The sequence below is a fragment of the Clavibacter michiganensis subsp. tessellarius genome (genome assembly GCF_021922985.1).
GTDB lineage: Bacteria > Actinomycetota > Actinomycetes > Actinomycetales > Microbacteriaceae > Clavibacter > Clavibacter tessellarius.
On the sequence record NZ_CP040788.1, the window covers coordinates 2,023,165 to 2,041,099 of the forward strand.

Annotated in this window: 18 protein-coding genes; all 18 read right to left on the reverse strand. The window is 69.5% G+C overall.

The genetic code is table 11. The annotated features are described in order from the left end of the window. Nucleotides 1-21 precede the first annotated feature (21 nt). Nucleotides 22-303: a 30S ribosomal protein S19 gene (rpsS, locus tag FGG90_RS09340; RefSeq protein ID WP_063070791.1), complete on the reverse strand. Its 282-nt coding sequence runs from the start codon at nt 301-303 to the stop codon at nt 22-24. 12 nt (nt 304-315) lie between these two features. Continuing rightward, nucleotides 316-1,155, reverse strand: a complete 840-nt coding sequence (rplB, locus tag FGG90_RS09345) for a 50S ribosomal protein L2 (RefSeq protein ID WP_086517201.1) — start codon at nt 1,153-1,155, stop codon at nt 316-318. A gap of 22 nt (nt 1,156-1,177) precedes the next feature. Beyond that, a complete protein-coding gene (gene rplW, locus FGG90_RS09350; protein WP_012039304.1) occupies nt 1,178-1,477 on the reverse strand; it encodes a 50S ribosomal protein L23 in 300 nt (99 codons plus the stop codon). Further along, a complete protein-coding gene (gene rplD / locus FGG90_RS09355; protein WP_086517202.1) occupies nt 1,474-2,130 on the reverse strand; it encodes a 50S ribosomal protein L4 in 657 nt (218 codons plus the stop codon). Before rplD ends, rplW begins: the two co-directional genes overlap by 4 nt. Before the next feature lie 2 nt (nt 2,131-2,132). Then, nucleotides 2,133-2,786 (reverse strand): 50S ribosomal protein L3, encoded by a 654-nt coding sequence (gene rplC, locus FGG90_RS09360; protein ID WP_012297754.1) that lies wholly within the window; start codon nt 2,784-2,786, stop codon nt 2,133-2,135. A gap of 8 nt (nt 2,787-2,794) precedes the next feature. Continuing rightward, on the reverse strand, nt 2,795-3,103 hold the full coding sequence (rpsJ, locus tag FGG90_RS09365; RefSeq protein WP_012039307.1) for a 30S ribosomal protein S10: 309 nt from the start codon (nt 3,101-3,103) through the stop codon (nt 2,795-2,797). Nucleotides 3,104-3,543: 440 nt separating this feature from the next. Then, on the reverse strand, nt 3,544-4,512 hold the full coding sequence (locus FGG90_RS09370; protein ID WP_094127748.1) for a DNA topoisomerase IB: 969 nt from the start codon (nt 4,510-4,512) through the stop codon (nt 3,544-3,546). A 175-nt stretch (nt 4,513-4,687) separates the two neighbouring features. Next, complete coding sequence (gene tuf / locus FGG90_RS09375; protein WP_063070786.1) at nt 4,688-5,881, reverse strand: elongation factor Tu; 1,194 nt, start codon at nt 5,879-5,881, stop codon at nt 4,688-4,690. Between the two features lie 112 nt (nt 5,882-5,993). Further along, entirely contained in the window at nt 5,994-8,108 is a 2,115-nt protein-coding gene (gene fusA, locus FGG90_RS09380; RefSeq protein ID WP_094127745.1) for an elongation factor G, read from the reverse strand. Between the two features lie 47 nt (nt 8,109-8,155). Beyond that, nucleotides 8,156-8,626, reverse strand: a complete 471-nt coding sequence (rpsG, locus tag FGG90_RS09385; protein WP_012039311.1) for a 30S ribosomal protein S7 — start codon at nt 8,624-8,626, stop codon at nt 8,156-8,158. Beyond that, on the reverse strand, nt 8,626-9,000 hold the full coding sequence (rpsL, locus tag FGG90_RS09390) for a 30S ribosomal protein S12 (protein WP_012039312.1): 375 nt from the start codon (nt 8,998-9,000) through the stop codon (nt 8,626-8,628). Before rpsL ends, rpsG begins: the two co-directional genes overlap by 1 nt. A gap of 265 nt (nt 9,001-9,265) precedes the next feature. Further along, a complete protein-coding gene (locus FGG90_RS09395) occupies nt 9,266-9,691 on the reverse strand; it encodes a DUF6121 family protein (RefSeq protein WP_237583289.1) in 426 nt (141 codons plus the stop codon). 19 nt (nt 9,692-9,710) lie between these two features. After that, complete coding sequence (locus FGG90_RS09400; RefSeq protein WP_094127742.1) at nt 9,711-10,706, reverse strand: hypothetical protein; 996 nt, start codon at nt 10,704-10,706, stop codon at nt 9,711-9,713. Nucleotides 10,707-10,778: 72 nt separating this feature from the next. Beyond that, complete coding sequence (locus FGG90_RS09405; RefSeq protein ID WP_094127739.1) at nt 10,779-11,609, reverse strand: amino acid ABC transporter ATP-binding protein; 831 nt, start codon at nt 11,607-11,609, stop codon at nt 10,779-10,781. Further along, entirely contained in the window at nt 11,596-12,261 is a 666-nt protein-coding gene (locus tag FGG90_RS09410; protein ID WP_086517208.1) for an amino acid ABC transporter permease, read from the reverse strand. Before FGG90_RS09410 ends, FGG90_RS09405 begins: the two co-directional genes overlap by 14 nt. A gap of 44 nt (nt 12,262-12,305) precedes the next feature. Then, nucleotides 12,306-13,154 carry an amino acid ABC transporter substrate-binding protein gene (locus FGG90_RS09415; protein WP_094127736.1) on the reverse strand — a complete coding sequence of 283 codons (849 nt, stop codon included), beginning with the start codon at nt 13,152-13,154 and terminating at the stop codon, nt 12,306-12,308. A 201-nt stretch (nt 13,155-13,355) separates the two neighbouring features. Next, the gene (locus FGG90_RS09420; protein ID WP_237583575.1) at nt 13,356-13,832 is read right to left on the reverse strand and encodes a hypothetical protein; all 477 of its coding nucleotides are present in this window, start codon (nt 13,830-13,832) and stop codon (nt 13,356-13,358) included. Between the two features lie 186 nt (nt 13,833-14,018). Beyond that, the gene (locus tag FGG90_RS09425) at nt 14,019-17,918 is read right to left on the reverse strand and encodes a DNA-directed RNA polymerase subunit beta' (protein WP_086517211.1); all 3,900 of its coding nucleotides are present in this window, start codon (nt 17,916-17,918) and stop codon (nt 14,019-14,021) included. Nucleotides 17,919-17,935: the final 17 nt, after the last annotated feature.

Here is a 17,935-nt window from a genome sequence, read left to right on the forward strand (position 1 = left end):
CTCCTCCTTCTCGTCGCCGCGTTAGCGACGACGACCCTTCTTGTCGTCCTTCACGTGGCCGCGGAAGGTGCGCGTGAGAGCGAACTCGCCGAGCTTGTGGCCCACCATCGACTCGGTGATGAACACCGGCGTGTGCTTGCGACCGTCGTGCACCGCGATGGTGTGACCCAGCATCGCCGGGATGATCATCGATCGGCGCGACCAGGTCTTGATCACGTTCTTGCTGCTGGCCTCGTTCGCCGAGATCACCTTGCGGAGCAGGTGGTCGTCGACGAAGGGGCCCTTCTTCAGACTGCGTGGCATCTTCTACAACTCCTACTTGCGCTTCTTGCCGGCGTTGCGGCGGCGAACGATGAGCTTGTCGCTGGGCTTGTTGATGTGGCGCGTGCGGCCTTCCTTCTGGCCCCACGGGCTGACCGGGTGGCGACCACCGGAGGTCTTGCCCTCACCACCACCGTGCGGGTGGTCGACCGGGTTCATGGCGACACCGCGGACGGTCGGGCGGACGCCCTTCCAGCGCATGCGGCCGGCCTTGCCCCAGTTGATGTTCGACTGCTCGGCGTTGCCGACCTCGCCGATGGTCGCGCGGCAGCGCGCATCGACGTTGCGGATCTCGCCGGAGGGCAGGCGCAGCTGGGCGTAGGGGCCGTCCTTCGCCACGAGGCGCACGGAGGCGCCGGCGGAGCGGGCCATCTTCGCGCCGCCGCCGGGGCGGAGCTCGATGGCGTGGATGACGGTACCCGTCGGGATGTTGCGCAGCGGCAGGTTGTTGCCCGGCTTGATGTCGGCCTGGGCGCCCGACTCGATCTTGTCGCCCTGGCTCAGCTTGTTCGGCGCCAGGATGTAGCGCTTGGTGCCGTCGACGAAGTGCAGGAGCGCGATGCGCGCCGTGCGGTTGGGGTCGTACTCGATGTGCGCGACGGTGGCGAGGACGCCGTCCTTGTCATTGCGCTTGAAGTCGATGACGCGGTACTGGCGCTTGTGGCCGCCACCGATGTGACGCGTGGTGATGCGGCCCTGGTTGTTGCGTCCACCGGTCTTGGAGAGCGGGCGGAGCAGCGACTTCTCGGGCGTCGAGCGCGTGATCTCCACGAAGTCGGCGACGGACGAACCGCGACGACCCGGGGTCGTGGGCTTGTACTTGCGAATGGCCATTGGTGTTTTCCTAGTCCCGGTCTCAGCCGACGGTCGTGAAGATGTCGATGGAGCCCGACTTGAGGGAGACGATGGCGCGCTTGGTGTCCTTGCGCTTGCCCATCCCGAACTTGGTCCGGCGGGTCTTGCCCTGCTTGTTGAGCGTGTTGACCGACGCCACCTGCACGCCGAAGATCTTCTCGATCGCGAGCTTGATCTCCGTCTTGTTCGAACGGGGGTCCACGATGAACGTGTACTTGCCCTGGTCGATCAGGCCGTAGCTCTTCTCGGAGACGACCGGCGCGATGATGATGTCGCGGGGGTCCTTCTGGGTGGCGCTCATGCGGCAACCTCTTCCTTGGCCGTCTTCGACTCGACGAACGCGTCGAACGCGCCCTTCGTGAAGACGATGTCGTCGCTCACGAGCACGTCGTACGCGTTGAGCTGGTCGTAGGACAGCACGTGGACCGTCGGGATGTTGCGCACGCTGCGGAGGCTGACCTCGTCGGTGCGCTCCAGGACGATGAGGACGTGCTTGCTCGTGGCGATGCCCTCGAGCAGCGCGACCACGGTCTTCGTCGAGGGGACGTCTCCGGCGGAGAGGCTCTCGATGACGTGGAGGCGGGCGCCGCGCGCGCGGTCGGAGAGGGCGCCGAGCAGAGCTGCGGCGATCATCTTCTTGGGGGTGCGCTGCGCGTAGTTGCGGGGCGTCGGGCCGTGGACGATGCCACCGCCGGTCATCTGGGGCGCGCGGATGGAGCCCTGACGAGCGCGGCCGGTGCCCTTCTGCTTGAACGGCTTGCGGCCGGCGCCGGAGACCTCGCCGCGGCCCTTGGTCTTGTGCGTTCCCTGGCGCGCCGCGGCGAGCTGGGCGACGACGACCTGGTGGATGAGCGGGACGTTGGTCTGCACGTCGAAGAGCGACGCGGGCAGGTCGACGGAGCCGGTGACTGCACCGGTCGCGTCGAGGACGTCGAGCTGGGTGTCGGTAGCCATGACTACTTCCCCTTCACTGCGTTGCGGACGAAGACGATGCGGCCACGCGCGCCGGGCACTGCGCCCTTGACGAGCAGGAGGCCCTTCTCGGCGTCCACGCTGTGGACGACGAGGTTCAGCACGGTGACGCGCTCGCCGCCCATGCGACCGGCCATGCGCATGCCCTTGAAGACACGGCTGGGGGTCGAGGAGGCGCCGATGGAACCGGGCTTGCGGTGGTTGCGGTGCGAACCGTGCGAGGCGGAGACGCCCTTGAAGTTGTGGCGCTTCATGACGCCGGCGAAGCCCTTGCCCTTGCTGGTGCCGACGACGTCGACCTTGGTGCCGGGCTCGAAGGCGCCGACCGTGATCTCCTGGCCGAGCGTGTACTCGGCGAAGTCGGCGGTGCGGACCTCGGTGAGGTGGCGGCGCGGCGTGACGCCGGCCTTGTCGAAGTGGCCGGTGCTCGGCTTGTCGGCCTTGCGCGGGTCGATCTGCCCGTAGGCGATCTGGATCGCGCCGTAGCCGTCGACCTCGGGCGTGCGCACCTGGGTGACGACGTTCGGGGTGATCTGGACGACGGTCACGGGGATGAGCTTGTTGTTCTCGTCCCACACCTGCGTCATGCCCAGCTTCGTGCCGAGGAGACCGGTGAAAGTCCTGTTAGCGGTAGACATGGGTTCCCTTAGAGCTTGATCTCGATGTTGACGTCGGCCGGGAGGTCGAGTCGCATGAGCGAGTCGACCGCCTTCGGCGTCGGGTCGACGATGTCGATCAGACGCTTGTGCGTGCGCATCTCGAAGTGCTCGCGGCTGTCCTTGTACTTGTGGGGGGAACGGATCACGCAGATCACGTTCTTCTCCGTGGGCAGCGGCACCGGGCCGACGACCGTGGCGCCCGCGCGGGTCACCGTGTCGACGATCTTCCGGGCCGAGGAGTCGATGACCGAGTGGTCGTACGACTTAAGTCGGATGCGGATCTTCTGTCCCGCCATGTGTGACTCTCTCTCTTTCGTGCGTCATGCGGCCTCGGACCGTATTGGACGCGTGTGTCCCTCGCTCGGGTCGCTGCGCCTCGTGGCGCGCCGATCCGTGGTGCACCCGGGCGCGCATCGTGGGACGCGGCCTCGGGCAGCTCGTGCACCCGCCCGCATGCGGGCGCGGACGAGCGGTGCTCATCCGGTGGGTGTCGTGTGCTTCTGCTCTGCTGCCCGCGGCCTAACCTGCCCAGGGAGCGACGTGCGCTCCGGGCGGCTATGCACTGCCTGGCAGTGATCCGGTGTCTCGCGCGCAGGGCGGCGTGCACCGGAATGTTGAACTAGACGAGTTTGTCATAGTCCGGCCATGCGTGCAACCCGGGCGTGTCGCGCCCGCTCCCCCGTGATTCCGGGCCTCTCGGCGCCTCCGGCGGGTCGCCCGCCGACCCCTCGCGGGGTCACCGGAACAGCAGCACCCGGAGCTCCGTCTCACCGGACGCGGTGCGCTGCGGGTCGATGGTCCGGCCGTGCACGTACTCGTCGACGAGGCGCGGATCCACGTAGCTGTTCTTCGCGATCGTCGGGGTGTTGCTCAGCACCTCCGCCGCGTCGCGGTACGCCTGCGCGAGCGCCCGCTGCCGCTTGCCCTTGGTCGCCTCGGGCCCGTGCTTCGCCAGGCTGACGGCCGCCGCGACCGTGCCGTGCAGCGTGCGGAAGTCCTTCGCCGTGAACTCGCCGCCGGTGCGCTCGCGCACGTAGTCGTTGATGTCCGCGGCGCCCAGCGGGTGCCACGTGCGGCCGTCCTTGTAGGCCAGGAGCCGCGCGTTCGGGCCGCGGCGCTTGAGGCCCTGGATGGCCTTCACGAGGTCGGCGTCCCGGATGTCGCTCGACCACTCCTGCCCGCTCTTCGCGGGGAACTCGAGGTGGACGGTGTCGCCGTGGATCGTCACGTGCGAGCACAGGAGCGTCGACAGCCCGTGGCTGCCGTTCGACTCCGTGTAGCGCTCGCTCCCCACGCGGAGGCTGCCCGTGTCGAGCATCCGGAACCCGGCGGCCAGCGCGCGCTCGCGCGTGAACCCGTCCTGGCGGAGGTGCATGGTGACCTGGCGCCGGGCGGCGGGCAGCGACTCGGCCAGCTGCAGGGAGCGGTCGAACTTGATCCGGTCCTTCTGCTCGCGCCAGGTCGGGTGGTAGATGTACTGCCGGCGGCCGGCGCTGTCCATGCCCGTGGCCTGCACGTGGCCGTTCTCGTAGGGCGCGATCCACACGTCGGTCCAGGCGGGCGGGATGCCGAGGTGGTCCATCCGCGCGCGGAGGGCCTTGTCGGTGACGCGCTCCCCGTCGGAGTCGAGGTACGTCCAGCCCTTGCCGGAGCGCTTGCGCGTGTAGCCCTTGCCGGTGGCGTCGCTGCGCCGGAGTCTGACCATCCCTCGAACCTACGCGCCACGGCCGCGTTCGTTAGGGCACTCGCGACCACGGGACCGCTTCCGCAGGATCCCGACATCTCCGGCGGTGCCCCGTCGACGAGTGCCCGTTAACGGCCGACAGGGCCGGGCCATGACGGCCCGACCCTGTCGGAGGTGGTGCGGGTGGTGCGGGGTGCTACTTGATGATCTTCGTGACCGTGCCGGCGCCGACGGTGCGGCCACCCTCGCGGATGGCGAAGCCGAGGCCCTCCTCCATGGCGATGGGCTGGATCAGCGCGACGTTCATGTCGGTGGTGTCGCCGGGCATGACCATCTCGGTGCCCTCGGGCAGCGTGATGACGCCGGTGACGTCGGTGGTGCGGAAGTAGAACTGCGGGCGGTAGTTCGCGTAGAACGGGTTGTGACGCCCGCCCTCCTCCTTGGAGAGGATGTACGCGGTGCCCTCGAAGTCGGTGTGCGGCGTGACCGAACCCGGCTTGACGATGACCTGGCCGCGCTCGACGTCCTCGCGCTTGGTGCCGCGGAGCAGGAGACCGCAGTTCTCGCCGGCCCAGGCCTCGTCGAGCTGCTTGTGGAACATCTCGATGCCCGTGACGGTGGTCTTGACGGTGGGACGGATGCCCACGATCTCGACGTCCGAGTTGATGGCGAGGGTTCCGCGCTCGGCGCGACCCGTGACGACGGTTCCACGACCGGTGATCGTGAAGACGTCCTCGACGGGCATGAGGAACGGCTTGTCCTTGTCGCGGACGGGCTCCGGGATGGACTCGTCGACCGCGTCCATGAGCTTGACGATCTGCTCGACCCACTTCTCGTCGCCCTCGAGCGCCTTGAGGCCGGAGACCTGGACGACGGGGGCGTTGTCGCCGTCGAAGTCCTGGCTGGAGAGCAGCTCGCGGACCTCGAGCTCGACGAGCTCGAGGATCTCCTCGTCGTCGACCATGTCGGACTTGTTGAGCGCGACGAGCAGGTAGGGCACGCCGACCTGCTTCGCGAGCAGCACGTGCTCGCGCGTCTGGGCCATGGGGCCGTCGGTGGCGGCGACCACGAGGATCGCGCCGTCCATCTGCGCCGCGCCGGTGATCATGTTCTTGATGTAGTCAGCGTGACCCGGGGCGTCGACGTGAGCGTAGTGACGCTTGGGCGTCTCGTACTCGACGTGCGAGATGTTGATCGTGATGCCGCGCTGGCGCTCCTCGGGAGCGGAGTCGATGGACGCGAAGTCGCGCTGCACGTTGGTCGCCGACGGGTACTTGTCCGCCAGGACCTTGGAGATCGCTGCCGTCAGCGTCGTCTTGCCGTGGTCGACGTGACCGATCGTTCCGATGTTGACGTGCGGCTTGGTCCGCTCGAACTTGGCCTTACCCACTGTGGGTCCTCCTCAGGACTCGGTTGCGGGGCGTCCGGTGTTCCCGGACGCCCTGCGTGTTGGAGATCTTGCTTATGGTACTGAAACGGCGGATGCCGCTCGAACTGGAGGGCTACTCGCCCTTGTTCTTCTGGACGATCTCGTCGGCGACAGCCTTCGGGACCTCGGCGTAGCTGCCGAAGCTCATCGAGTACACCGCGCGGCCCGAGGTCTTGCTCCTCAGGTCGCCGACGTAGCCGAACATCTCCGACAGGGGGACGTTCGCGGTGATGACCTTCACACCGCTGGCGTCCTCCATCGCCTGGATCTGCCCGCGCCGGGAGTTCAGATCGCCGATCACGTCGCCCATGTACTCCTCGGGCGTGCGGACCTCGACGGCCATGAGCGGCTCGAGCAGCACGGGCTTCGCCTTGCGCGCGGCCTCCTTGAAGGCCATCGAGCCGGCGATCTTGAACGCCATCTCCGAGGAGTCGACGTCGTGCGCGGCGCCGTCGAGCAGCGTCGCCTTCACGCCGACCATCGGGTAGCCGGCGAGGACGCCGACCTGGAGCGCGTCCTGGATGCCCGCGTCGACCGAGGGGATGTACTCCCGCGGGACGCGACCGCCGGTGACCTTGTTGTCGAACTCGTAGGTCTTCTCCGCGGTCACCTCCATGGGCTCGATCTTGATCTGAATCTTGGCGAACTGGCCGGAACCACCCGTCTGCTTCTTGTGCGTGAAGTCGTGCTTGTCGACCGTGCCGCGGATGGTCTCGCGGTACGCGACCTGCGGCTTGCCGACGTTCGCCTCGACGTTGAACTCGCGCTTCATGCGGTCGACCAGGATGTCGAGGTGGAGCTCGCCCATGCCCTTGATGACCGTCTGACCGGTCTCCTGGTTCTGCTCCGTGCGGAAGGTCGGGTCCTCCTCGGCGAGCTTCTGGATGGCGACACCCAGCTTCTCCTGGTCGGCCTTCGTCTTCGGCTCGATCGCGACCTCGATGACGGGCTCGGGGAACGTCATGGACTCGAGCACGATCTGCTCGCTCGGGTCGCAGAGCGTGTCGCCCGTGGTCGTGTCCTTGAGGCCGATGACCGCGTAGATGTGACCGGCGGTGACCGAGTCGACCGGGTTCTCCTTGTTGGAGTGCATCTGGAAGATCTTGCCGATGCGCTCCTTCTTGCCCTTGGTCGAGTTGATGACCTGCGAGCCGCCCGCGATGGTGCCCGAGTAGACCCGGACGTACGTGAGGCGACCGAAGAACGGGTGCACCGCGACCTTGAACGCGAGAGCCGAGAACGGCTCGGTCGCGTCGGGCTTGCGGATGATGATCTTCTCCTCGTCGCGCACGTCGTGGCCCTCCATGGGGGGCACGTCGAGCGGGCTGGGGAGGTAGTCGATCACCGCGTCGAGCATCGGCTGGACGCCGCGGTTCTTGAACGCGGAGCCGCACAGCACGGGGTAGATCTCGCTGTTGACGGTGAGCTTGCGGATGGCGGCCTTGATCTCCGCCACCGTCAGCTCCTCGCCGCCGAAGTACTTCTCGAGCAGCGCGTCGTCGGTCTCGGCGACGGTCTCGAGCAGCTTGGCCCGGTACTCGTCCGCCTTGTCCTGGAGGTCCGCGGGGATCTCCTCGATCTCGTACTTCGCACCGAGCTCGACGTCTCCCTTGGAGTCGCCGCGCCACGTGAGCGCGCGCATCTCGACCAGGTCGATGACGCCCTCGAAGCCGCTCTCCGCGCCGATGGGCAGCTGGATGACCAGCGGCTTGGCGCCGAGGCGGTTCACGATGGTGTCGACCGTGAAGTAGAAGTCCGCGCCGAGCTTGTCCATCTTGTTGACGAAGCAGATGCGCGGCACGTCGTACTTGTCGGCCTGGCGCCACACCGTCTCGGACTGGGGCTCGACGCCCTCCTTGCCGTCGAACACGGCGACCGCGCCGTCGAGGACGCGGAGCGAACGCTCCACCTCGACGGTGAAGTCGACGTGCCCGGGGGTGTCGATGATGTTGATCTGGTTCTTGTTCCAGAAGCACGTCGTCGCGGCGGACGTGATCGTGATGCCGCGCTCCTGCTCCTGGGCCATCCAGTCCATCGTGGCGGCGCCGTCGTGGACCTCGCCGATCTTGTGAGTGATGCCCGTGTAGAACAGGATGCGCTCGGTGGTGGTGGTCTTGCCGGCATCGATGTGAGCCATGATGCCGATGTTGCGGACCTTGTTCAGGTCGGTGAGCACGTCCTGTGCCACAGGTTCCTCCGAAAGGGGTTGGTGGTGCTGTCGAACGAGGTGGTCGACTACCAGCGGTAGTGCGCGAACGCCTTGTTCGACTCGGCCATCTTGTGGGTGTCCTCGCGGCGCTTGACCGCGGCACCGAGGCCGTTGGACGCGTCGAGGATCTCGTTGGTGAGACGCTCGGTCATCGTCTTCTCGCGACGCGACTTGGCGTACGTCGTGAGCCAGCGGAGCGCGAGGGTGTTCGCGCGGTGCGGCTTGACCTCGATCGGCACCTGGTAGGTGGAGCCACCCACGCGGCGCGAGCGGACCTCGAGGGCCGGGCGGACGTTGTCGAGCGCCTTCTTCAGCGTGACGACGGCGTCCTGGCCGTTCTTCGCGGCGACGCCGGCGAGGGCGTCGTAGACGATCTTCTCGGCGAGGCCCTTCTTGCCGTCGAGCAGGATCTTGTTGACGAGCTGGCTGACGATCGGCGCACCGTAGACGGGATCTGCGACGACAGGGCGCTTGGGGGCGGGACCCTTGCGAGGCATTACTTCTTCTCCATCTTCGCGCCGTACCGGCTGCGAGCCTGCTTGCGGTTCTTCACGGCCTGGGTGTCGAGCGCGCCGCGGACGATCTTGTAGCGCACGCCGGGGAGGTCCTTCACGCGACCGCCGCGGACGAGCACCATGGAGTGCTCCTGGAGGTTGTGGCCCTCACCGGGGATGTAGGCCGTGACCTCCTGGCCGTTGCTGAGCTTGACGCGCGCGACCTTGCGGAGGGCCGAGTTCGGCTTCTTCGGCGTGGTCGTGTAGACGCGGGTGCAGACGCCGCGCTGCTGGGGGTTGGCCTTCAGGGCGGGCGCCTTGGTCTTGACGACCTTGGGCGTGCGGCCCTTGCGGACCAGCTGCTGGATGGTTGGCACTACGGGACTCCTCGATGCTGCACGGTGACAGCGGGTTGATGGTCAGCATTCGACGCCCGCGGACGGGATCGAGTTCAACTGGACCCGCGCGTCCGCCGACCACGGGAGTGGGAGGCGCCGGCGGGTATGCCGTGGGGGCCGGCCGGAATGGCCGAACCCTGGTCGGTGCGCTGGTGGCCCGCCCGGGCGTCCCGACTTCACGGCACGACACGAGCGCACGCCTGAGCGCACACCCCCGCAACGATACAGTTCCGCGACTCGCCGGTCAAACGGTGGACGAGGGGCCGCGAGCCGCCAGCGCGACGGCCCCGAGGCCGAGGAGCGCGGACACCCCGAGCACGGCGATGCCGAACGGATCCACGAGGTGCCGACCGGCGAACGCGAGGCTCGCGAAGACGTCGGCCCCGCCGAGGAGGTAGAGCGCGCCGCCGAGTATCCCGTAGGCGAGCCACGCGGCGACGCCCCAGCCGAGGACGGCGACCACGGGGATCCGGCGCTCGCGGTCCGCCTCCCGCGTGGTGCGGATCAGGCCGCCGGCGAAGACGAGGGTGGCCGCGACCACCATGACCGGGCCCAGCAGCACGCCGGCGTCGCGCTCGGGGATCACGTCGTCACCGCCGAAGAGGGCGACGAAGCCGAAGAGGCACACGACGAGGGCGACGTGCATCACGGCGGCCAGGAGGGGGATCACTCCCCCAGCCTGACACGCCTCAGCGGTGGTCCGGCTGCTCCTGCAGCTTGCGGTCGTACTCGGCGCGGGCCTCGGCGTTCTTCGCCTTCACCCGACGGCCGCGGGCGCTGATGCCGGCGCCGAACCACGTGATGAGCTCGCGGGCGAGGAGGCCGGCGAGGATCCCGTCGGGGAAGGTGACGATGCGCTGCAGCATGAGCGCCTGCTCGGACGGCGCCAGGTCGAGCACGTCGTTCTGCAGGAGCCGCGTCGCCACGTACGCGACGTAGACGAGGATCGCCACCGGCAGGCCGCCGAGGACGAACGCCCACCAGCCGGCGCGGTTGACGACGAGCGCCAGCAGGACGAAGAGGACGGCGAACGCGATCGCCGGCACGTAGAAGACGGGCGACGAGATGTAGCGGGTGAAGGAGTCGCCGAACGCGTTCGGGTCCCGGACCGAGCCGAGGAGGGCGGCGCCGAGCGAGAAGAGCAGGGCGAAGAGGATGGCGGCGACGATCGCGATGAGCACACCGAAGCCGCGGTTGCCGCGCTTCTCCGGCGGGGTGGGCGCCTGGACGTAGATGGGCTGCGACTGGCGCGCCGTCTCCTCGTCGCGGGCGCGGCGGTCGCGCTCGTCGCGCTCGCGGGCGTCGGCCTCGCGCGCCTCTCGCTCGCGGCGCTCCCGGTCCTCGACGTCGCGCTGGCGGGCCTCCGCCTCGCGGGCCTCGACGTCGCGCGCCTCCGCCTCCCGGGCCTCGCGCTCGCGGGCGTCGCGCTCGCGGGCCTCGGCGATGCGGGCCTCGGCCTCGCGGGACTCGCGCTCGCGGGCCTCGCGCGCCTCGTGGTCGTCGTCGACCGGGGCGGCGAAGGCCGTCTCGTCGAAGGTCGAGGTGTCGTCCGCGCGCGCGTCGTCGGCGCGGTCGGCGGGGCCGTCGTCGAAGGCGGCGGCCGTCGTCTCGTCGGCGCGGCGGGGATCCCGCGGCTGGTCGGCCTCGTCGGGCTGTCGGTGCGGGGCGGGCCTGTCGTCGGTCATGGCACGAACCTACCTCGGGGCGTGCCGCGCGCCCGGGCGGCGTGCCGGGGATCGGCCAGAACGGACAGGGGCCTAGAAGGGCTCGAGGAGGCGCTGGAGGAAGCGGCGCGTGCGCTCCTCGGCCGGATGCTGGAGCAGCTGCGACGGGTGGCCGCGCTCCACCACGACCCCGCCGTCCATGAAGACGACCTCGTCCGCGACCTGGCGCGCGAACGCGAGCTCGTGCGTCACGATCACCATGGTCCAGGACTCGTCGGCGAGCTCCTTGATGACGCTCAGCACCTCGCCCACGAGCTCCGGGTCGAGCGCGGACGTCGGCTCGTCGAAGAGCAGGATCTGCGGCCGCAGCGCGAGCGCGCGCACGATGCCCACGCGCTGCTGCTGGCCGCCGGAGAGCTGGAACGGGTGCTGGTCGCGCTTGTCGGCGAGGCCGACCCGGGCGAGCAGCTCCTCCGCCTCGCGCGTCGCCTCCGCGACGGGCCGGCGCTGCACCTGGACCGGGCCCTCGATGACGTTCTCCAGCACGGTGCGGTGCGGGAACAGGTTGTACTGCTGGAAGACCATGGCGGAGCGGTCGCGGAGGGCGAGGAGCTCGCGGGGGCGCGGCTTCGCGCCGAAGTCCACGCGGAGCGGGCCGGTGGTGCCGGCGCGAGAGTCCGCGTCGGCGGCGGCCACCTCCACGACGCCCGCCTCGGGCACCTCGAGGCCGTTGAGGGACCGGAGCACCGTCGTCTTGCCGGAGCCGCTCGGGCCGATGAGCGCGGTCACGCCGCCGCGGCGCACCTCGAGGTCGATGGAGCGGAGCACCTCGTTGTCGCCGAACGACTTGCGGAGGCCCCGCACGGTGAGCACGGGCTCGCCGGGCGCACGCGGCGCGGCGGGCGCGGGATCAGTGGGCGACATACCGGTCGAGCCTCCTCTCGAGGCGGGTCTGCGCGAACGACAGGACGAGGCAGACCAGCCAGTAGATCAGCGCCGCCTCGAGGTACAGGATCATGAACTCGCCCGTGACGGCCGCGATCTGCTGCGACTGCCGGAAGAGCTCGGTGACCAGGATGGTCGAGGTGAGCGACGTGTCCTTCACGAGGCTGATGAAGGTGTTCGACAGCGGGGGCACTGACACGCGCGCCGCCTGCGGCACGATGACGCGGCGCAGCGTCATGGCGCGCGACATGCCGATGGTGTGGCCGGCCTCCCACTGCCCGCGGGGCACCGACAGGATCGACGCCCGGATGATCTCGGCCGCGTACCCGCCGACGTTCACCGAGAGGGCGATCACCGCGCTCGGCCACGGCGGCAGCACGACGCCGATCGCCGGCAGGCCGTAGAAGATCACGAACAGCTGCACCAGCAGGGGCGTGCCGCGGACGACCGAGATGTAGAACCGGGCGATCGCGGACACCAGGCGGTTGCCGTAGAGGCGCATCAGCGCGATGCCCAGGGCGATCACGAGCCCGAGGACGAACGTGACGAGCGCCAGGGGGATGGTGCCCCGGATCGTCTCGAGCGCGAGCGGCCCGAAGGACGACAGGATCAGGTCCCATTCCCTCGACATGCGTCCCCCTCGTCCCGTCCTCGACCGTCAGCGTACGCGGCGGGCTACTGGGAGACGTCCGCGCCGAAGTACTTCTCGGAGATCTGCGCGAGCGTGCCGTCCGCGCGCAGGTCCACCAGGGCCTGGTCGACGGCGGTGACGAGGTCGTCGCTGCCCTTGCGGAAGACGAGGGCGCTGAGCGACGGGTCGTCGGTCTCGGCGGCCACCTGCAGGTCGGAGGCGCCCTGCTGCTTCTGGTAGTCGAGGAGCGTCAGGCGGTCGTTGATGGTCGCGTCGACGCGGCCCTGCTGGAGGAGCGCGACGGCCTGCGCGAAGCCCTCGACGGCCTCGACCTTGGCGCCGCTCTGCGTGGCGAGCTCGTTCCAGTTGCTCGTGAGCGACTGCGCCGTGGTCTTGCCGGCGAGGTCGGCGAACGAGGAGATGCCCGAGTCGGAGCCCTTGACGATGATGACGCCGGGCGAGACCGTGTACGGCTCGGAGAAGTCGTAGGCCTGCTTCCGGTCGTCGGTGATCGAGATCTGGTTGGCGATGACGTCCCAGCGGCCGGACTCGAGTCCCGCGAAGATCCCGTCGAACTGGGTCTCCTCGAAGACGGGCTTCACGCCGAGCTTCCCGGCGACCGCCGTGGCGACCTCGACGTCGTAGCCGGTGAGCGCGCCGGAGCCGGATCCCTCGTGGAAGGAGAAGGGCGAGTAGGTGCCCTCGGTGCCGATGACCAGCTCGCCCGCGGCCTGCACGTCGGAGAGGCTCGAGGCGGCGGCCGGCGTGCCGGCGGCGCCCGTCCCGGATCCGGTGCCCGCGTCGCCCGACGCGCAGCCGGCGAGGCCGAGGGCGGCGACGGCGACGAGGCCCGTGAGGGCGAGGGCGGGACGGAGGCGGGTGCGGAGGGTCATGGGGGTCCTTGCGGGTCTCGGCGGATCCTCGTGGGATCGGCGCGTGCGGGATGCGGGAGCGGCGACGGAGGCCCGGTCCTGCCCGGGAGCGCCGTCCGCCATGGTCTCAACGCCGTCGCCTCGTCGGTATTCCCATGTCGCCGCATGACGCGCGGCGGCGCGGGGCCGCCTGCGGGCCTCGCCCACGCGCGCGGCCGCCGCCTAGAAGAGCGGCTCGGGATCGGTGCCGTCGCCCGCGTCGACGGGCCCGATCTCGCCCTCGAGCTCCTCGAGGCGCAGGTTGACGATGCGGTCGAGGGCCTGGCGGATGACGGGCGCGAGCGGCGCGAGCTCGCGCGCGAGGGCCGCGTCGACCGCCTGCTGGATCTCGGCGCTCCGCTCGCCGTAGTCGACGAAGGCGGGCATGCCGAAGGGGTGGTCGCGGTACACGGGGCCGCGGGAGTCGAGGTAGAGGCGCTCGCGCGCGTCCTGCGCGGCCTCCGCCCGCGCGGCCTCGAGCGCGGCGAGCAGCGGGTGCATGGCGGAGTGCGGGGCGTCGCGCGGGATCGCGTCGTGGTGGGCGAACGCGGACGCGTCGCACGCGGCGCAGGATCCGCACGGGCCGGTCGCCGAGGGCGCGGACTCCGTCGCGTGGCGGAGGGCGTGCGCGCGCCAGGCCAGGACCACGTCCTCGAGCATCCGCACGACGCCTCCTCGGGTCCCGGCGCGGGGCCGCCGGTACGCGCCCCACTGTATCGCCGGCCGGGAGAGGGGCAGGGAGGTGCGGCGCGACCGGTCGCCGTCCCCGGGCGGATCGCCCCGGGGACGAGGAAGGGCCCCGCCGGAGCGGGGCCCTTCTCATCGTGCGCTCACGCGCCTCCGGTCCTAGTTGTAGGTGCCGGGCGTGTAGTCGTCCGAGCTGAAGCTGTCGAAGTCGACGAAGCTCAGGTCGGACTCGTTGAACACCGACTCATCCGTGAAGATGCGGTTCGGGTAGCGCTCGGCCTTCGCCTCCTCCGTCGCGGTGACGGTGACGTCGCGGTACTTCGCGAGCCCCGTCCCGGCCGGGATCAGCTTGCCGATGATGACGTTCTCCTTGAGGCCCATCAGCGGGTCGGACTTGCCCTCCATGGCGGCCTGCGTGAGCACGCGGGTCGTCTCCTGGAAGGACGCGGCCGACAGCCACGACTCGGTCGCGAGCGAGGCCTTGGTGATGCCCATGACCTCCTGGCGGGCGGAGGCGGTCTTCTTGCCCTCCGTCAGCGTGGCGCGGTTGACCTCGTTGTAGCGGGCCCGGTCGACCAGCTCACCGGGGAGGAGGTCCGTGTCGCCGTGCTCGACGACCGTGACCTTGCGCAGCATCTGCCGCACGATGACCTCGATGTGCTTGTCGTGGATCGGGACGCCCTGCGAGCGGTAGACGCCCTGGACACCGCCCACGAGGTGCTTCTGCACCTCGCGAACGCCCTTGACCCGGAGGACCTCCTTCGGGTCGATGGCGCCGACGTGCAGCTGCTGCCCGAGCTCGACGTGCTGGCCGTCCTCGACGAGGAGGGTCGCGCGCTTGAGCACCGGGTAGATGTGCGGCTCGTCGCCGTTGTCCGGGGTCAGGATCACCTTGCGGCTGCGATCCGTGTCCTCGATCGTGATGCGACCGGCGGCCTCCGCGATGGGCGACGCGCCCTTGGGGGTGCGGGCCTCGAAGAGCTCCTGCACGCGGGGCAGACCCTGCGTGATGTCGTCCGCCGATGCCACGCCACCGGTGTGGAAGGTGCGCATCGTGAGCTGCGTGCCGGGCTCGCCGATCGACTGGGCCGCGATGATTCCGACGGCCTCGCCGATGTCGACGAGCTTGCCCGTGGCGAGCGAGCGGCCGTAGCAGGCCGCGCACACGCCGACGGCGGACTCGCAGGTCAGGACCGAGCGCACCTTGATCTCGTGCACGCCGGCCGCGATCAGGTGGTCGATCATGACGTCGCCGACGTCGCTGCCCGCGGGGGCGACGACCTCGCCGGCCTCGTTGACCGCGTCGGCGGCCAGCGAGCGGGCGTACACGGAGTTCTCCACGTTGGAGTCGCGGACCGACGTGCCGTCCGCCGCCTGGGTGGCGATCGGCAGGTCGAGGCCGCGGCCGGTGCCGCAGTCGTCCTCGCGGATGATGACGTCCTGCGACACGTCCACCAGACGACGGGTGAGGTACCCGGAGTCGGCGGTGCGCAGCGCGGTGTCGGCCAGTCCCTTGCGGGCGCCGTGGGTGGAGATGAAGTACTCCGCCACCGTCAGGCCCTCGCGGTACGAGTGGACGATCGGGCGGGGGATGATCTCGCCCTTCGGGTTCGACACGAGGCCGCGCATGCCGGCGATCTGGCGGACCTGCATCCAGTTGCCTCGTGCCCCGGAGGACACCATGCGGTTGATGTTGTTGTCGGCGGGGAGGTTGTCCTCCATCGCCTTCGCGACCTCGGCCGTGGCCTTGTTCCAGATCTCGATGAGCTCCTGACGACGCTCGGCGTTCGTCGTGAGGCCCTTCTCGAACTGGCCCTGGACCTTGGCGGCCTGCTTCTCGTAGCCCGACAGGATGGCCGCCTTGGTGGGCGGGGTCAGCACGTCGGAGAGGGCGACCGTGACGCCGGAGCGCGTGGCCCAGTAGAAGCCCGCGTCCTTGATCCGGTCGAGCGCCGCGGCGACCTCCACCTTGGGGTAGCGCTCGGCGAGGTCGTTGACGATCTCGGAGAGCTTGCCCTTGTCGGCGACGGCCTCGATGTAGGGGTAGTCGACCGGCAGGGTCTCGTTGAACAGCGCGCGACCGAGGGTGGTCTCGAGCAGCACGGGGCCGACGGTCTTGCCCTTCTCGTCGAGCTCGACGCCCTCGGGCGCCTCGCCCTCGCCGAAGTAGATGTCGTGCAGGCGGATGCGCACCTTGGCGTTGAGGTCCAGCGAGAGCTGGTCCTTCGCCAGGATGGCCTCGGCCACCGAGCTGAACGCGCGACCCTCACCGGCGACGCCCTCCTTGAGGGTGGTCAGGTGGTGGAGGCCGATGATCATGTCCTGCGTGGGCAGGGTGACCGGGCGTCCGTCCGACGGCTTGAGGATGTTGTTCGAGGCGAGCATCAGGATGCGCGCCTCGGCCTGGGCCTCGACCGACAGGGGAAGGTGGACGGCCATCTGGTCGCCGTCGAAGTCCGCGTTGAACGCGGCGCAGACGAGCGGGTGCAGCTGGATGGCCTTGCCCTCCACGAGCTGGGGCTCGAACGCCTGGATGCCCAGGCGGTGGAGCGTGGGTGCGCGGTTGAGCAGCACGGGGCGCTCGCGGATGATCTCCTCGAGCACGTCCCACACCTGTCCGCGGCTGCGCTCGACCATGCGCTTGGCGGCCTTGATGTTCTGGGCGTGGCTCAGGTCGATCAGGCGCTTGATGACGAACGGCTTGAACAGCTCGAGCGCCATCTGCTTGGGCAGACCGCACTGGTGCAGCTTGAGCTGCGGTCCGACGATGATGACCGAGCGGCCCGAGTAGTCCACGCGCTTGCCGAGCAGGTTCTGGCGGAACCGGCCCTGCTTGCCCTTCAGCATGTCGCTGAGGGACTTGAGCGCGCGGTTGCCGGTGCCCGTGACGGGACGACCGCGGCGGCCGTTGTCGAACAGCGCGTCGACGGCCTCCTGCAGCATGCGCTTCTCGTTGTTCACGATGATCTCGGGGGCACCGAGATCCAGCAGACGACGGAGGCGGTTGTTGCGGTTGATCACGCGGCGGTACAGGTCGTTCAGGTCGCTGGTCGCGAAGCGGCCGCCGTCGAGCTGCACCATCGGGCGCAGCTCCGGTGGGATGACCGGGACGACCTGCAGCACCATCGCGGCCGGCGAGTTGCCGGTGGCGAGGAAGGAGCTGACGACGCGCAGGCGCTTGATGGCGCGGATCTTCTTCTGGCCCTTGCCGGTGGCGATCTGCTCGCGGAGCAGCTCCCCCTCGGCCTCGAGGTCGAAGGCCTCCAGGCGCTTCTGGATCGCCTCGGCGCCCATGTGGGCCTCGAAGTAGATGCCGAAGCGGTCCTGCAGCTCGTGGAAGACGGCGTCCTCGGGCTTGAGCTCGCCGACCTTGAGGCTGCGGAACTCCTCCCAGACGCGCTCGAGGCGGGAGATGTCCTCGTCGAACGCCTTGCGCGTCTGACCCATCTCCTTCTCGGCGCCGTCCTTCGCGCGGCGCTTCTGGTCGCTCTTGGCGCCCTCGGCCTCCAGCGCGGCCAGGTCGGTCTCGAGGCGCCCGAGGCGCTCCGCGATCTGGCTGTCGCGCTGGTCCTGCAGGGTCTTGATCTCGAGCCGGAGCTCGTTCTCGAGGCCCGGCATGTCCTCGTGACGGGCGTCCTCGTCCACGCTGATCACCATGTAGGCGGCGAAGTAGATGACCTTCTCGAGGTCCTTCGGCGCCATGTCGAGCAGGTAGCCGAGGCGCGAGGGCACGCCCTTGAAGTACCAGATGTGCGTGACGGGCGCGGCGAGCTCGATGTGGCCCATGCGCTCGCGGCGGACCGCGGACTTGGTGACCTCGACGCCGCAGCGCTCGCAGACGATGCCCTTGAAGCGCACCCGCTTGTACTTGCCGCAGGAGCACTCCCAGTCGCGGCTCGGTCCGAAGATCTGCTCTCCGAAGAGGCCGTCCTTCTCGGGCTTGAGCGTGCGGTAGTTGATGGTCTCGGGCTTCTTGACCTCACCGTGCGACCAGCGGCGGATGTCGTCGGCCGTCGCGAGGCCGATCCGCAGCTCATCGAAAGTTGTTACGTCGAGCAATTTTCCTTCTCTCCTTG

What these genes read in the sequence shown, in the direction of transcription:
- rpsG (WP_012039311.1), bottom strand. Translation starts at nt 8,626, where the DNA reads ATGCCTCGCAAGGGTCCCGCCCCCAAGCGCCCTGTCGTCGCAGATCCC.
- rplW (WP_012039304.1), bottom strand. Translation starts at nt 1,477, where the DNA reads ATGAGCGCCACCCAGAAGGACCCCCGCGACATCATCATCGCGCCGGTC.
- rpsS (WP_063070791.1), bottom strand. Translation starts at nt 303, where the DNA reads ATGCCACGCAGTCTGAAGAAGGGCCCCTTCGTCGACGACCACCTGCTC.
- rpsJ (WP_012039307.1), bottom strand. Translation starts at nt 3,103, where the DNA reads ATGGCGGGACAGAAGATCCGCATCCGACTTAAGTCGTACGACCACTCG.
- rplB (WP_086517201.1), bottom strand. Translation starts at nt 1,155, where the DNA reads ATGGCCATTCGCAAGTACAAGCCCACGACCCCGGGTCGTCGCGGTTCG.
- rplD (WP_086517202.1), bottom strand. Translation starts at nt 2,130, where the DNA reads ATGGCTACCGACACCCAGCTCGACGTCCTCGACGCGACCGGTGCAGTC.
- FGG90_RS09410 (WP_086517208.1), bottom strand. Translation starts at nt 12,261, where the DNA reads ATGTCGAGGGAATGGGACCTGATCCTGTCGTCCTTCGGGCCGCTCGCG.
- FGG90_RS09420 (WP_237583575.1), bottom strand. Translation starts at nt 13,832, where the DNA reads ATGCTCGAGGACGTGGTCCTGGCCTGGCGCGCGCACGCCCTCCGCCAC.
- FGG90_RS09405 (WP_094127739.1), bottom strand. Translation starts at nt 11,609, where the DNA reads ATGTCGCCCACTGATCCCGCGCCCGCCGCGCCGCGTGCGCCCGGCGAG.
- FGG90_RS09415 (WP_094127736.1), bottom strand. Translation starts at nt 13,154, where the DNA reads ATGACCCTCCGCACCCGCCTCCGTCCCGCCCTCGCCCTCACGGGCCTC.
- FGG90_RS09400 (WP_094127742.1), bottom strand. Translation starts at nt 10,706, where the DNA reads ATGACCGACGACAGGCCCGCCCCGCACCGACAGCCCGACGAGGCCGAC.
- rplC (WP_012297754.1), bottom strand. Translation starts at nt 2,786, where the DNA reads ATGTCTACCGCTAACAGGACTTTCACCGGTCTCCTCGGCACGAAGCTG.
- FGG90_RS09370 (WP_094127748.1), bottom strand. Translation starts at nt 4,512, where the DNA reads ATGGTCAGACTCCGGCGCAGCGACGCCACCGGCAAGGGCTACACGCGC.